9 protein-coding genes and 2 pseudogenes are annotated in these 14,070 nt (G+C 43.4%); all 11 read right to left on the reverse strand.

Features of this window, described 5'->3' with window-relative positions; all coding sequences use genetic code 11:
• Positions 1-1,182 (reverse strand): annotated as a pseudogene (locus G4V62_RS16235) (sulfatase family protein); the annotation flags it as partial.
• A 168-nt stretch (positions 1,183-1,350) separates the two neighbouring features.
• Positions 1,351-1,656, reverse strand: a complete 306-nt coding sequence (locus G4V62_RS16240) for a hypothetical protein (protein ID WP_165204133.1) — start codon at positions 1,654-1,656, stop codon at positions 1,351-1,353.
• A 152-nt stretch (positions 1,657-1,808) separates the two neighbouring features.
• On the reverse strand, positions 1,809-2,393 hold the full coding sequence (locus G4V62_RS16245; RefSeq protein ID WP_376768320.1) for a glycoside hydrolase family 31 family protein: 585 nt from the start codon (positions 2,391-2,393) through the stop codon (positions 1,809-1,811).
• 33 nt (positions 2,394-2,426) lie between these two features.
• Positions 2,427-4,927, reverse strand: a pseudogene (locus G4V62_RS20685) (glycoside hydrolase family 31 protein); the annotation flags it as partial.
• 293 nt (positions 4,928-5,220) lie between these two features.
• Positions 5,221-6,516, reverse strand: a complete 1,296-nt coding sequence (locus tag G4V62_RS16255) for an ABC transporter substrate-binding protein (RefSeq protein ID WP_165204139.1) — start codon at positions 6,514-6,516, stop codon at positions 5,221-5,223.
• A 27-nt stretch (positions 6,517-6,543) separates the two neighbouring features.
• Positions 6,544-7,371 (reverse strand): carbohydrate ABC transporter permease, encoded by an 828-nt coding sequence (locus G4V62_RS16260; protein WP_165204186.1) that lies wholly within the window; start codon positions 7,369-7,371, stop codon positions 6,544-6,546.
• 17 nt (positions 7,372-7,388) lie between these two features.
• Positions 7,389-8,264, reverse strand: a complete 876-nt coding sequence (locus tag G4V62_RS16265) for a carbohydrate ABC transporter permease (protein WP_165204142.1) — start codon at positions 8,262-8,264, stop codon at positions 7,389-7,391.
• Positions 8,265-8,269: 5 nt separating this feature from the next.
• Complete coding sequence (locus G4V62_RS16270) at positions 8,270-9,496, reverse strand: ROK family protein (RefSeq protein ID WP_165204145.1); 1,227 nt, start codon at positions 9,494-9,496, stop codon at positions 8,270-8,272.
• A 310-nt stretch (positions 9,497-9,806) separates the two neighbouring features.
• On the reverse strand, positions 9,807-12,296 hold the full coding sequence (locus G4V62_RS16275) for a hypothetical protein (protein ID WP_165204148.1): 2,490 nt from the start codon (positions 12,294-12,296) through the stop codon (positions 9,807-9,809).
• A 16-nt stretch (positions 12,297-12,312) separates the two neighbouring features.
• A complete protein-coding gene (locus tag G4V62_RS16280; protein ID WP_165204151.1) occupies positions 12,313-13,134 on the reverse strand; it encodes a carbohydrate ABC transporter permease in 822 nt (273 codons plus the stop codon).
• A 2-nt stretch (positions 13,135-13,136) separates the two neighbouring features.
• Positions 13,137-14,000 carry a carbohydrate ABC transporter permease gene (locus G4V62_RS16285; protein ID WP_165204154.1) on the reverse strand — a complete coding sequence of 288 codons (864 nt, stop codon included), beginning with the start codon at positions 13,998-14,000 and terminating at the stop codon, positions 13,137-13,139.
• Positions 14,001-14,070 lie beyond the last annotated feature (70 nt).

Consider the following 14,070-nt stretch of genomic DNA (forward strand, 5'->3'; position numbering starts at 1 on the left):
ATCCGCAAAGCTTAAAAAACGTCGGCGCTAGATCGACGAGCGATTGCAGGGCGGAGGACACTCGGCCCGCCGGAACCTTTTCTGGATAGCGAACAATAATGGTAACCTCATCACGTCTTCATAATGGAATCCGCCTTTGTCATGCAAACCGTGCTGGCCGAAGAAATGCCCGTGATCGGTTGTAAAAACGACGATTGTGTTTTCGGTCATGCCGAGCTCGTCCAATCGATCTAAAATTTTGCCGATATACTTATCCATCATACTGATCATGCCATAATATGTCGCCATATTTTGCCGCGCTTCTCGTTCGTTAATATGTGTATACGACCGGAAACCGATGTTACCAATCTCTGTTTCTTTGTAACGCGAGAAATCTGGATCGTCTTCCTGCGTCATTTGAAAATGCGGTGGGTTTTTATCATGCTCTCCTTCTACAACTGTCGGTAAGGTCAGTTGATTAGGGTCATACATCGTGTCCCACGGCTCAGACACAAGGTAGGGCGGATGCGGGTCAAAAAAGCTTGCCCATAGGAAAAACGGCTCGTCATTTTCATGATATTCTGTCATTTTTGCATTTGTCCGCTCCGCAATCCACGTGTTGTAATGGTATTTTTCCGGAATATCCCACCGATGCTTTTGCTTTGGGTCCATGTGACCTGTCGGCGGCAAATAATAATCACGCCAGTTCGTGCACCCGTTTTCTTCCATCCAAATGGCATAATGCTGACCGACCAAGTGCTCATTCGTATGGTTTCGTGTTAACTCAACATGCTCAAAACCGTAATAGGGTCCATGAAAGTTTCTCCAATAATCTAAATCACTAAGGAGCGGATAAGATTCGATCGACGGAAACTCTTCGGTGTCCTTCAATGGCTGAAAATGCGCTTTTCCGATTAAAGCTGTGCGATAATCGTTGTCTTGTAAAACGTCACCAACCGTGAGCCGGTCCTCCTGCAGCTTTGTGCCAATCGCCCAAGCACCGTGCTGACTCGGGTATTGTCCTGTAATCATTGATGCCCGCGACGGTGTACACGTCGGGTTCGGACAATACGCCCGGTCAAACATCGTCCCTTCTTTAACTAAGCGATCTAAATTCGGTGTCGAAATTTCATTGTTGAATGCCCCTAATGTATCCCAATGCTGCTGATCACTCGTAATGAATAAAATATTCGGTTTTTTCAAAAGCGAATACCCTCCTTGTTCGTCGAATAATGTAAAAAAGGTTGTATGTTATGTATTATTCTTTATTGATAGTACAATCCCTTTCTTCATCTGTTATCTATATAAAGCAAAAACCCAAACTCGCAAACACTTTGTTCGTGTCTGTCGTTTGGGTACTTTGCGTTTCCTTTACTCTTTCATCAACCGGACGCCGTCGATGTGTAACGTCGTTCCTCCTGGTGAGTCGACGTAAAAGCCGATCTTCACTTCTCCGCTCGTCACCATAATGTCTTCTACCTTCATGTACGTCCATTCGCCGTTTTGCGGAATGTCAACGAATTGCTGACTACTCCCGTGATTGGTGATCTCAAGGCGTGCGGTTGTTGGTGTTGTATTAAGCAGTCGAACCCATGCTTCCATTGTATAAGTTGTATTATTTTCCGGAACATTGATCGTCTGATGAAGACTTTGTTGATAAGGTGACGCTAGATACATATAGGCTCTTTGCTCACCATGAAATGCTGCTTCTGGTGGATTCGTTCAATTGGTGCTCCATTTTTGGTGCCTTGAATACCTTGAGATTCAAGGGCTCTAAATTGAAAAAATTACTCACTTCTTATAGGACACTAAGCCACTACCACCTCCCTTCAATCGCTTTTCGATGAACTATCCCAAACGACAGTCAACGGTTTATCGCATCCAATCACGTCAATCGTCATACCCGGAAGCGCTGTCGTCACGTGAATAACAATGCTTTCTGCTTGTACATCGACCGACAACTCAATGACATGCCCGAGGTGATCCGTTAACGTTTGGGTAAAGGAACTGTCGCAGTAAATTCGACATACAGGAGTCTTATAACCCGAAATGTCATTACCAACCGGTGAACCGAGCGCTTTCGTTTCAGCAACGTTCAACAAGAGCGCCGTATTCATTTTCACGAACACCGGAATCTGTTCGACATCTGCGACAGAGCGGATCACAGCAGGACCTTCATATTCGTCCCCTGACCAAAAATCCAGCCATTTCCCATCTGGAAGATACACTTGCCTTTCTACCTCGCCCTCTTCAATGATCGGAGCGACAAGCAGAGATTCCCCGAAGAGATATTGATCGTACAGACCACGGACGCGTTCATCGTCAGGGTAATCGAGCATGAGCGCGCGCATCATCGGCAATCCCGTATCACTTGCCTTTTTAGCTTCCTGATAAAGATACGGCAGCATATTCATTCTTACATTGGCGTAAAAGCGATACACGTCGATGACCTTCTTCTCACCAGTACGCGCGGCGATATTCCACGGCGTGCGATCTTGATTAAACTCAGCTTTGCTTTCCGCGTGATATTGCATGATCGGGCAAAACGCCGCCATTGCCGACGAGCGCATAAATAACTCTGCTGTCGGAATATCTCCGTTAAATCCAGCCAAGTCCCAACCCCAAAATACAATCCCTGCGAGACCCGCATTTAGACCAGCCACTAAAGAGCGTTGGAACGCAGCAAACGTCGACCTTTCGTCTCCCGCCCAGTGCGCGGAAAATTTTGCGCGCCAGTATAGCCAGCCCTGCTAAACGTCATCCCGTGATTTTGCTGAGCAAAACGATAGTAAGCTTCGACATAATCATTTGGATACTGATTACGCATCTCGCTTCCAGTCTGACCGTTGGCAAACTGAACGTTTTTTCCAAACACAAACTCGCCACCGTCTGTTTTAAAGCCGTCTACACCGAGGTCAAGTAAATACTGCCGCTTAGCAAACCACCATTCCCTTCCTTCAGGATGGCTAAAGTCCATGAGCAAGCTATTGGTAAACCAATTTTCCGGAATGCGATAAGGCGAGCCGTCTTTGTTTTTTACGACATAGCCATTTTTTATCATGTACGATTCGTCTTGATCCTTCAGAGGGTGCGTCTGTTTGTTTAAATATTTTTGGATGGGAATTTGCCAAAGGATCAGCTTTAAATTGTCCGCATGTAAGGATGCGACCATCTTTTTCGGATCAGGCCAACGCCCCCACGAAGGGAAGGTCATCTCATCATACGAATGAACGTAGCCCGGTTCTTTCAGTTCATAGGTCGCGTCGTTAAACATGTAATACGTCGCCTCATCACTCCACTGCTCTAAGACGATGACCGTCGCCGGAATGTCATGCTGTTTTGTCGCTTCGACTTCCTGCTCTACAATCGATTGCCGATCCCAATTGTTACTCGACATCCACGGTCCGAGCGCCCAAGCTGGAAGCATCGTAGGCTTCCCTGTTTGCTCCGTATACTGCTGAAGCTGACCTTGAAAGTCGCCAAAGTAGAAATGAAGATTCGTCATCGTCACGCGCTCATTTTGCGCAAACGTAACGCTGCATTTATCCTTTAAGCCAGCTGCTAAATCAAACGTCGTGTACATCATCGTATTGATAAAGCAGCCATATCCTCCGTTTGTCATATAAAAAGGGATAGGGATATACGTCCGCGTCCCTTGATCGCGATACTGATTGTATACGTAGCAGTCAATTATCTCCCCACGCTGCTCAAGCGCATTATACCGCTCTCCAAAACCATAAAAGCGTTCATGCGCTGGTGAATACCAATGAATGGTAAACGATCGTACCGTTCCGTCTACATCTGTGTTCCATTCGATCGGTGCATACAGCGGATGAGTCGATAGCATCCGTTTATTTTCCTTATAAACAGAAATGGCGCAATGACTTTCCTCCACCATGACCGAGTAGTCGCCGGACTGTAACTTAACGGATGTCCGTTTATTTTGCGGAACCGAACCATAGCTACCCTTTTGTTGGATGGTAAAAGACAGCTGTTTGTCACTTAAGGTCATTGTAAGCAAGTGTTCCTCACCAAACTGAAGCACACACCGATCCGTCTCTTGATCCACCACTTGAAAAGACGTCGCCTGCTGACGTTGCAAGGTGGAAAGATCGTACGTCTCAGATGTTAATGCGCTGCCATCTTCTAGCTCCGCGACAAAGCGATAGTCGTAGCGGTCATGCTTTGGCAATGGGGCAAGCTTTGTTTCATAAACGAGCGTATTGTCCTTTACAGCAGGGGACAATGACTCCACATGACGCCACGTGCCAGCCTCATTTTCAACCTCAATACTGACTTTCCTAATCTTTATGTCACTAACGACTTGACACGCCAGTTGGACGTATTCCTCTGTCGTTGGATAATGTGGGATTCGCTCGGTCAGCTGTCGTTCGTAAACATTTTCATTCCCTAACGGTCTATGAACGATGTGGGCTGCTTGATTGTTTTGTGCAGCAAAGTGATCGAAGACGTTGAGCAACACGTCGGCGAGCTCGTCTTCCTCAGCAAAAGAGCGTGCTTGCTGAGCGTAATACAACGCCTTTTCGCGTTCCGACTTTTCTTGATAATACAACGCAAACAGCGCCGTCGCTAACCGTTTTACTTGTGTTGCCCCGCGAAACGGAAGCATGCCGTCCTGTTCACTTAAATGAAGAACCATTTGCTGTGTTGCTTCAACAACAACCAAATCCTCAGGTGAAAACAATCCATACGGCATGACCGCCAGGATTTGATCGGCAGAAAGAGCTCTTTCCTCAACACCATTTAAAACAGTGCCTCCTGAAAGTAAATTGTCGAAAACAAAATCACGTATGTCGGTCATGACCTTCTGCGCTTCGAAAACACCGCGTTTGTTTTTCGTTTCTAAGAGCGCAGCATAAGCCATCGCGATATTAGATAAATAGATATCCGTTGCTTCTTTTTCAAGAACGCATTCATGTTGATCCATCCAACTATTTGAAAGATATGTGATATACGGTTTTGTATCGATGCTATTTAAAGCTGAGGCGGGATGATCGCCGATATGCCTTTGCAACAACCAAGTCCACGTAGCGATGTTGTAAAAGGCGTCCGTTCCAATCGTAGGCTGTAAATTTTCCAATACTTGTTCTACCGCAGCGTGCTCCCCCTTCAACTGGGATAAATATCCTTTGAGTAGCGCTGTGTACTTTTCCAATAAAAACACCTCTTTAACGAAAGGTTAGACATGCCTCAGGGGCACACCTAACCTTTATGATGGATTTACTCGTTGATGATTCTCGCAAATTCGCTTTCTAACGTGTCCAACACTTCTTCTGGTGTCTTCTCCCCGAGTAACGCTTTTTCAAATTCTTGATCTGTGACGTCACTGATTTGACTCCAATTATTCACTATCGGAGGCAAGACGAGCGTGTCTAAAGCTTCAAAGACCGCCTCACGATTTTCTGGTGGCGTTTGCTCTAAATACGGTTGTAAAATCGCTTCGTCGGTAATTGCCGGCAGCTCCCATGATGCGTTAACGCGAATATCAGCCACTTCCTCACTCGCACTCATGAAGGAGGCAAATTCGTACGCAGCTTCCTTCTTTTCACTACTCTCAGAAACGGCGAGTCCATTCGCAAAGAAGTGATGCGCTTTTTGCGTGTTCCCTGCCTCCAATTCAATATCCCAAGCAAAAGGAGCGTCTGCAAACATCCCGAACATCCACACGCCTGTATGCAAAATGGCAAGCTGACCGTTCATAAATAAGTCCTCAGACTTTTGACCAGACATTTGGGCAGGTGATGGTGACACGCCATGCTCTGTCACTTTTTCTACCATATACGTTAATGCTTCCAGGTTTTCTTCGGTATTGATCGTCGGGTTACCCTCTTCATCAAAGAGCTGACCGCCATTTTGAGCGGCAACCTTGAAATACTCATTCATTGTCACTGGTGCATACGTGCCCCACACGTTACTTTCCGCGTCTGTCAGCTGTTTTGCCGCCTCTAATTCGTCTTCCCACGTCCAATCAGCCGTAGGATAGTCAACGCCCGCTTCGTCAAATAAGTCTTTATTGTAGAAGGTCACAACGTTTGAAAAGCTTTCCACCATGCCGTATTGTTTTCCGTCATATTGGTACGCTTTAAATGCTTCCTCATTGAGCTGCGAAGGATCAAACTCATCATCCTGCTCGATGTAATCCGATAAATCAGCCAAAGTTCCTCTTGAGGCAAACTGAACAAAGTTTTCATAGTTTAACTCAAATACATCAGGTGCGTTTCCACCAGCAATTTGTGTTTGCAGCTTTACGAAATAATCGTCAAAGGCAGCAAACTCCGTATTGACTTTAATATTCGGATGCTCTTTTTCAAACGCTTCGACAATTTTAGCTAAATTATCTTCATTATCGGGAGTAGCCGAAAAGCTATAGTAGGTAATTTCTGTCTGACTTTCGCCCGTGTCGTCGTTCCCTTCTCCAGCACCTCCGTCAGCCTCGCTTCCCCCAGAGGAAGAACAACCAGCTAACATCAGCATCAACGCAAAAAACAATGATGTGACAAACAGCTTTGTCTTCATAAAACCCTCTCCCATTCTAGTGAGTATTTATTCTTTCATTCCGCTCATCGTCATCCCTTGAATGAAGTATTTTTGAGCGAAAAGATAGACGAGTAATATAGGAACAATGCTAATGACAACGCCTGACATCATTAACCCCCAGTCCGTTGACCAGCGCCCCTCTAATAAAGACAGGCCGAGCGGCAACGTCGCTAACTTTTCATTACTGACGACAATTAACGGCCAAAGAAAGTTGTTCCAAGATTGCATAAATGTAAATATTCCTAAAGCCGCCAGCATCGGTTTTATCAGCGGCAGACAGACATGGAAAAACACTTTGAAATGATTGGCGCCGTCCATAAACGCTGCTTCCTCAAGCTCGCGAGGAATGCTTAGCATCGCCTGCCTCATGAGAAAAGTCCCAAATACCCCAAACATTGTCGGAATGATCAGTCCCATATAAGAATCCAGCCAATTAAATTCCCGAATCAGCATAAATTGAGGGATCATCGTCACCTGTGCCGGCACCATCATCGTCGCCAGATATAATAAAAACAGCTGATCTCTGCCTTTAAAATGCATCCTTGCGAATGCATAGGCAGCCATCGAACTAAATGTCATTTGCCCTAGTGTCGTAAGTACGGCAACAATGACCGAATTCCACAAAAATCGCAGCATTGGAAACTTTTCTGTCACAGTTTGATAGTTTTCAAGCGTAGGCGGATCCGGAATGAATTGCGGGGGAAAAACCATCGTCGCACCATCCGTCTTCAATGATGTCGACACCATCCATAAAAATGGAACGAGCATAATGAAAGCACCCACAACTAAAAGCAGATAAAAGATGAATTTCTTCAAAATTACGCCTTGACTCATCACTCTGTCTTCCATGCCTATTTCACCCCTCGATCCTGAAACTTCATTTGAATCCATGTGCAGATAAAGATGACGATAAAGAGCATCCAGCTCATCGCAGACGCATAGCCCATTTCGTAATAACGAAACGCATGATTGTAGATGTTCTGTACCATCACGATCGTTGAGCCACCGGGTCCACCCTCTGTCATGATCATCACCTGATCAAACACTTGAAAGGAATTAATTAACGAAATAATTGTGACAAAAAAAGTCGTCGGTGCAAGGAGCGGGATCGTAATGCTTAAAAGCTGTCGAAGCTTGCCTGCACCATCAATGGAAGCGGCTTCATAATAAGACGAAGAGATGTTTTGCAAGCCACCTAAATATAAAACCATCACAAACCCGATATCTTTCCAAGCACTTGCTAAAATGATACCAATCATTGCGGTATCAGGATCGTTCAGCCATTGCGGACCATCAATGCCAATCACCGACAACACATAGTTAATCAATCCATACTCAGGGTTATAAAGCCATTTCCAAATGAGCGAGACCGCGACCCAGCTCGTAATAACTGGCAAAAAGAACGTTGCCCTGAAAAAAGGACGAAATCTCATCTGCTGATTTAATAACAGAGCACTGGCAAGCCCAAAGATTAAGACGAGCGGTAAATACCCGATGATAAAGAACAATGTGTTGCCAAAGGACCGCCAAAATTCTGGGTCTTGCACGAGCCTCGTATAGTTCTCAAGCCCGGTAAACTGAATTTCCCCTAACAAATCCCAATTCGTAAAGCTGATGACGAGTGACGAAACAATGGGTACGCCGACAAACATCAAAAAACCTAAAAGATTCGGTAAAAGAAAAACACAAAGCCAAAACAACGTTTTTCTTCTCGTCATCCCAACCATTTGCTTCACCGCCTCTCGTCAAGGTTTGGCTCATTTTCGTAAATCGGTTCTTGAAAAATTTGGTTGATTGCCAGTAAGCCGCCGCCTGTAAACCAGACTTCATCTTGCAATGTTGAAAAAACAACGTCCGTTTTAATGTTGACTTTTTCAAAGAAATTATCATGCGCCGTCTGCGACACTTCATCTTGAAATAAATGACGGTATTTGACGCCTTCCCCAACAATAATAATTTTTTCAGGGTTGAAAATATTGATTAAATTTCGTAATCCATATCCGAGATATCTCCCCATCCCTTTCATCAGCGTTACCGCAAGCTCATCTTTTTCTTCTGCCGCTTTAGCCACATCTGCAAAACGGAAGCGCGTTAATGTTGAATTGGGATAGTCAGGTAACAATTCACGACCTCGATTTTCAAAATAAAACTCAGACGCATACATTTCTAAACAGCCATTTTGCCCGCAATGGCATGGATACCCATCCACTTGTATACTCGTATGGCCAAATTCTCCAGCCCCGCCGAACGCGCCATAATAAATCTTGCGATCGATGACGACCGACAGCCCTATGCCCGCACCGATCGAAACGACGAGAAAGTGATTACTGTGCTTGCCCTCGCCATTTTCTAACTCTGCGAGCGTAAAGCCGTTGATATTGTTATCAACAAACACCTGTGTCTTCGGAAAAGCATCTTGAAGCATATCTTTAACAGGGACATTTTCCCAACCTAACATTGAGGAGCGGATGATCCTCCCATCGGTCAGACTGACGAGTCCTGAGGAAAGAATTCCAATACCTAAAAGATCAGATATATCGTCACCTGCTTCTGTAAGAAGCTGCTTGACCGAACGTTTAATGAGATCAACAACGGTCTCAGGAGATGCCTTTTTTTGAAAAGGCGTATACTGAATGGCTAAAATTTCGCCAATCATATTTGTAATCGCTATCATAATTTGCTCTTCTTCAATCTTAATGCTCATTGTCGTTCCATAATTTTTATTAAATCTAAGTAACTTCGCCCTGCGACCGCCCGTAGAATTCGCTTCCCCTACTTCATAAATCAAATCTCTACTTTTTAAATCATCCATAATGTAAGAAAGCGTAGACACACCTAGATCACACCGCTTCGCAATTTCAGCACGGCTAATCGGCTGCTGTCGACGAATAAGATTAAGTACTTTAAAGCGATTGATCTCTTTAATTAACTCTTTGCTGCCACTTCGTAACAATCTCATGTTTTCACCCCAAAATGTCCTCTAACTTACTTCAATCATTGAACGAATTAAGTATAAATACACTATAACTTAAGAAAATAAAGATCACAAGGACTTTTTAGAATGTTTAATGATCACTTCTCTTGAACAATTTTCTCGCTTTTTTGGTCAATCAAATTCGTTTTCTCCTATGAACGACATGTTGCATTAAAAAAAGCGGCTGTCCAAACAGCCTGATTCACGTAAAAACGAACTCCCAAGTAGGTTGATTGCATCTTTAGGAATTGCTTTTCTAAATGAACCTACTGATCTGACAGCCGCTACCGACTTGTTAAATATGATACACTTTACCTTTAATCGTATCTTCTTCCATCAAAACCTTTTCTTCATTAACATAAACATCTTTTTCCGTCATACAGAAATGAACGGTGCCATAAACGGGATCTCGAAATGTAATATCACAATCGTTTGATGATAATTGTATAGAGCTCTTTCGAATCTCATCTTTAAATTGACTAAAAGAAGAAAATTCATCCTGATTCCCTACTCTTAATACCCAGACATTTTCTCGTCCCAGCGATATCACTTCTCGCGCTTGATCAATCCCCTCCATCGTAAGTTGCAAGCCATTTTGGGCAAAAAGAGCAACATACCCTTCTCCTTTGCGTAAAAATATCCACTGTTTGTCTAATTCATATTCATCAAAAGATTGTAAAGGTGTATAAGCGTGAGTAAAGTCTACGTCATGGGCCAAATCAATTTTAAACCAATAGACAGCTAAGCTTTTATACTGATTTGCAAAAGGTAGACACCCATTTCCTGCCCAATAACTTGGTCGTCCAGCTCCCTTTTTCGCTCGTTCACCCGGATGATTTACCCATATGTTTTCTTCAGGTCCAAAACTGACTTGCGAGATATGCTCCTGATAGCCAGGCTGAAAAGGTCGATAATTGACGGCTGTCGATAAAGCATAATCTCTCGTCTTAAATAGGTAGATCAGCGTTTCTTTGTCGACGCCCTGGCGCTGAAGGTACACAAACGGGCTTTGCACATCCAATTGATTCGTTTCTTCAGGAGGCTCGTAGTCCGAAAAAGCTAGAGCAACCGATCCAAACGAAGAATATGTGACATTTCCCTCTCCCCAAGCCAGCCAAGAAAGGTTGGTCGTTTGCGTATTGTAATTACCTTTAAGCTCTTTTTCGTAAACCCGACCCTGAGAGCCAGTCAAGTAACCTTTAAAGCTATTCGCCTTCAGCCAATAAAAAATAAGGTCTAACGCTCTTTTTGCATCATGCCGTATTTGAGTATCTTTTGCAAAACCATACAACTGAAGTAGCCCTATCACATTGATAGGAATATATGGGCTTGAATTCCACTCAGCCAAACCATCTTTAAAAAATCGAGCAAACCATGCCAAGAGTCTCGTTTTCGCCTTTTCGTAATGCTCTATCCCCATGATATTACCATTTGGAAATAAGCGGTTCGGAAATGCTTGACCGGCAAGCAGCTCACTCGCATGAAACATCAGTGCGTGATTTTCACTAAAAAACCACATGACATCATTCCCAGGCTCATCAATCCAATATCGGTAATTGACCATCGCATCCTCTACACGCTTCCGTAGAGAACATGGCAATATCCTTATTTGGTCGTCCATTTTGAGCAATTGATAATACATGATTATACTAAAATCACTGCAGTCTCTTCGCTCTTCAACTGTGCGTAAATCTTCCTTAAGGATAGCGATCGCTTCATCATCCATTGTTTTTGTGGAAGCCATTTGAGCTAATACGCGATGAACATTCCGTTCCCCGTACTTAGATACGATGTCTAGGATAAGCTCCTTTCTTTGTTGGCTCGTTTCAGCTTTTACTTTATGATAAGACTCGGGATAAATTTCTACACCTGCATTCCTTTTCATATGCACTCGACCATTACTGAGCATGAGTGTCACAGCATGATACCCCATTTGAAATTGATCCGGGGAACCAAAAGATACTGAAGAATGGTTAGGATCAATAATCTTCTTGGCTACATAAAGCGGACAACGCTCTACTTGAAACTGACAAGTCAGCGCATACGGCTGTTGAGGCTGACCACCTAGCTCAAGCTGCACTTCCTCTTCTTTGAAGGTATCTTTTGTAAACCGAGCACCTGCTAACAATTGCTTCAGATGATGAATTTCCTCTACAGACTCACGACCTATGGGTAATTGCCCTTTAAGAGGCTCGCCCTCAGAGTAATCTAGACGAAACATGAATTGTGTGTCTCTTTCAGCTAAATCATCATGGCATATGTAAACGGCATTTTGCCCTTGATGTAATGGAATAGAGACGTCCTCTGTTGTCAGCTGATTTCGAGAAAAGGGAGCCATCGAGTGCATCAGTTCCCCATTCACCCACAAAGACATGCCACCGGTGACAGAAATGGCAAACGTACAAACTTGATCTATCTCACTATGCAGCTCCGTGTATGCCCACATTTTTAATTGCGTCGGCTTACTCCAAAACCCTGTTTCTTCAACCTCTAATTGTTCAGAGGGTAGATGCAACTGCCAGTTTTTCTTCTCACCGTTACACAAAACATCTTTTCCTAAGTGAGGGTCAATGATCTCTTCTGGTAGCTCAGTAACCACTTGACGACTCTTCAAAAACTCAATACGTCCAGGGAACTCGTGCACCGCATGACCTTTTACGAGCCACTCGTTCACATCTCCAGTCATTGTCTCAACACCAAACGATTTTTCCTCAACAAATAATCCGAGCAAAAGCCAATGGTTTAACGTACCACCTTGCTTCAACGTAAAAGGATACTTGTGCATTACAAACACCTCACAGTTAGTCTTTCATCCCAGACATCATGATGCCTTGAATGAAAAAGCGTTGGAAAACTAAGAAAACTGTAATCAGTGGGACCATCGTCAATACTGCCATCGCTAGTAAAGGTCCCCAGTCAACCGAATACTCTCCGATAAAATTTGCTAAAGCTAGTTCTAATGTATACAAACGTGTATCTGAAATCGCAATTAAAGGCCAAATATAATCTTGCCAACGCCACATAATTGAGAAAATTGTTAATGTTGCAAGTATGGGTTTAATCAATGGAATAATTAAGCGAACAAATATCTTCCATTCACCAGCACCATCTATTTTTGCCGCTTCAATCATCTCGTCCGGCAGAGACATCGCATACTGCCTTACTAAAAATACACCTGTAGGAGTTGCTGCTGGAGGAATAATGATGCCCCAGAGCGTGTTATATAACCCTAGATTTTTTAACACGATAAACATCGGAATCATTAATGCTTCGAGGGGGATCATTAAGGTCGATAGAAAAAGAACAAGGATCAATGTACTTCCTTTAAAACGATATTTGGCTAAGGCATAGCCAGCCATAGTATTAATGAAAAGTGTAATGATCGTTGCAACAACGGTGACGACCACTGTGTTGAATAAATACTGCCCAAAATTGGCATTCTCAAAGGCACTAATATAATGATCAAACGTTAAGCTATTTGGAATCATTGTCGGTGGCCAGCTAAACAATTCTGTTGAAGGCTTAAATGACGAACTGACAACCCACAGCACCGGAAATAACATAAATGCGCCGACAATGACGAGAATTGTGTATAGAACAAAGTTTTTTGTTTTGTTAGCCATGCTCACACTCTCCCTCCATTACTTACCTTCCATTGAACGAGGGTCACAATGGCCATGATCACAAACAACACTAATGAGAGAGCGCTTCCCAAACCAAAGTTTCCAAGCTCAAAAGCCGTATCGTAGGTGTACTGAACATAGTATGTTGTTGCATTAATTGGTCCTCCTCCTGTTAATGAAACGACCAAGGCAAACGTCTTAAAAAACTCAATAAAACTTAAAATGATAACGAGCAGGGTAATTGGTCGTAGCATAGGGATTGTTACTTTAAGAAATTTCTTCCATGGACCTGCACCATCAATTTCAGCTGCTTCATAAAGCGCAGGTGAAATACTCTGCAAACCAGCAACAAAAATCAGCATAAAGAATCCAACTCGACTCCAAATGGTGACCATAACGACTGAAAGATTAGCAAAAAATGAATTAGACAACCACTCAACTGACCCTATATTCATCGTATTTAAAAGGAAATTAATGAGCCCGGTATCCGTTTGTAAAATCCAATTCCAAATGAGACCAGACACAATGAAAGATATCATGACCGGAAGAAAAAACACGGCGCGAAAAAATCCGCTTCCTTTCAATCCACGTGTTAATAACCAGGCAAGCGCTAAGGCAGACATGACTGTTAAAGGAACAACAAAAATAACATACAACATCGTTCGTACAAGCATGGACCAAAACTCATCATCGGTAAAAATCGTGACAAAATTTTCGATACCTATAAAAACAGGATCAGACAACCCATTCCATTCAGTAAAAGCATAGACCACTCCAAAAATTGCAGGCAGACCAACAAAGATAGCAAAAATCAGCATATTAGGCAGTAAAAATGCATAAGGAATCCATTTCTTTTCGCTTTTCATACGATTTCTCCTTACGTACAAAATTAATCATAGGAGAATCGACAGCGTAGGCGACAATCGATTCTCCTTA

The sequence above is a fragment of the Litoribacterium kuwaitense genome, from assembly GCF_011058155.1.
Lineage (GTDB): Bacteria > Bacillota > Bacilli > Bacillales > DSM-28697 > Litoribacterium > Litoribacterium kuwaitense.

Coding starts and splice junctions, on each gene's coding strand:
- G4V62_RS16270 (WP_165204145.1), bottom strand. CDS start 9,496: ATGAGATTGTTACGAAGTGGCAGCAAAGAGTTAATTAAAGAGATCAAT.
- G4V62_RS16285 (WP_165204154.1), bottom strand. CDS start 14,000: ATGAAAAGCGAAAAGAAATGGATTCCTTATGCATTTTTACTGCCTAAT.
- G4V62_RS16240 (WP_165204133.1), bottom strand. CDS start 1,656: ATGTATCTAGCGTCACCTTATCAACAAAGTCTTCATCAGACGATCAAT.
- G4V62_RS16255 (WP_165204139.1), bottom strand. CDS start 6,516: ATGAAGACAAAGCTGTTTGTCACATCATTGTTTTTTGCGTTGATGCTG.
- G4V62_RS16260 (WP_165204186.1), bottom strand. CDS start 7,371: ATGAGTCAAGGCGTAATTTTGAAGAAATTCATCTTTTATCTGCTTTTA.
- G4V62_RS16245 (WP_376768320.1), bottom strand. CDS start 2,393: ATGAATATGCTGCCGTATCTTTATCAGGAAGCTAAAAAGGCAAGTGAT.
- G4V62_RS16265 (WP_165204142.1), bottom strand. CDS start 8,264: ATGGTTGGGATGACGAGAAGAAAAACGTTGTTTTGGCTTTGTGTTTTT.
- G4V62_RS16275 (WP_165204148.1), bottom strand. CDS start 12,296: ATGCACAAGTATCCTTTTACGTTGAAGCAAGGTGGTACGTTAAACCAT.
- G4V62_RS16280 (WP_165204151.1), bottom strand. CDS start 13,134: ATGGCTAACAAAACAAAAAACTTTGTTCTATACACAATTCTCGTCATT.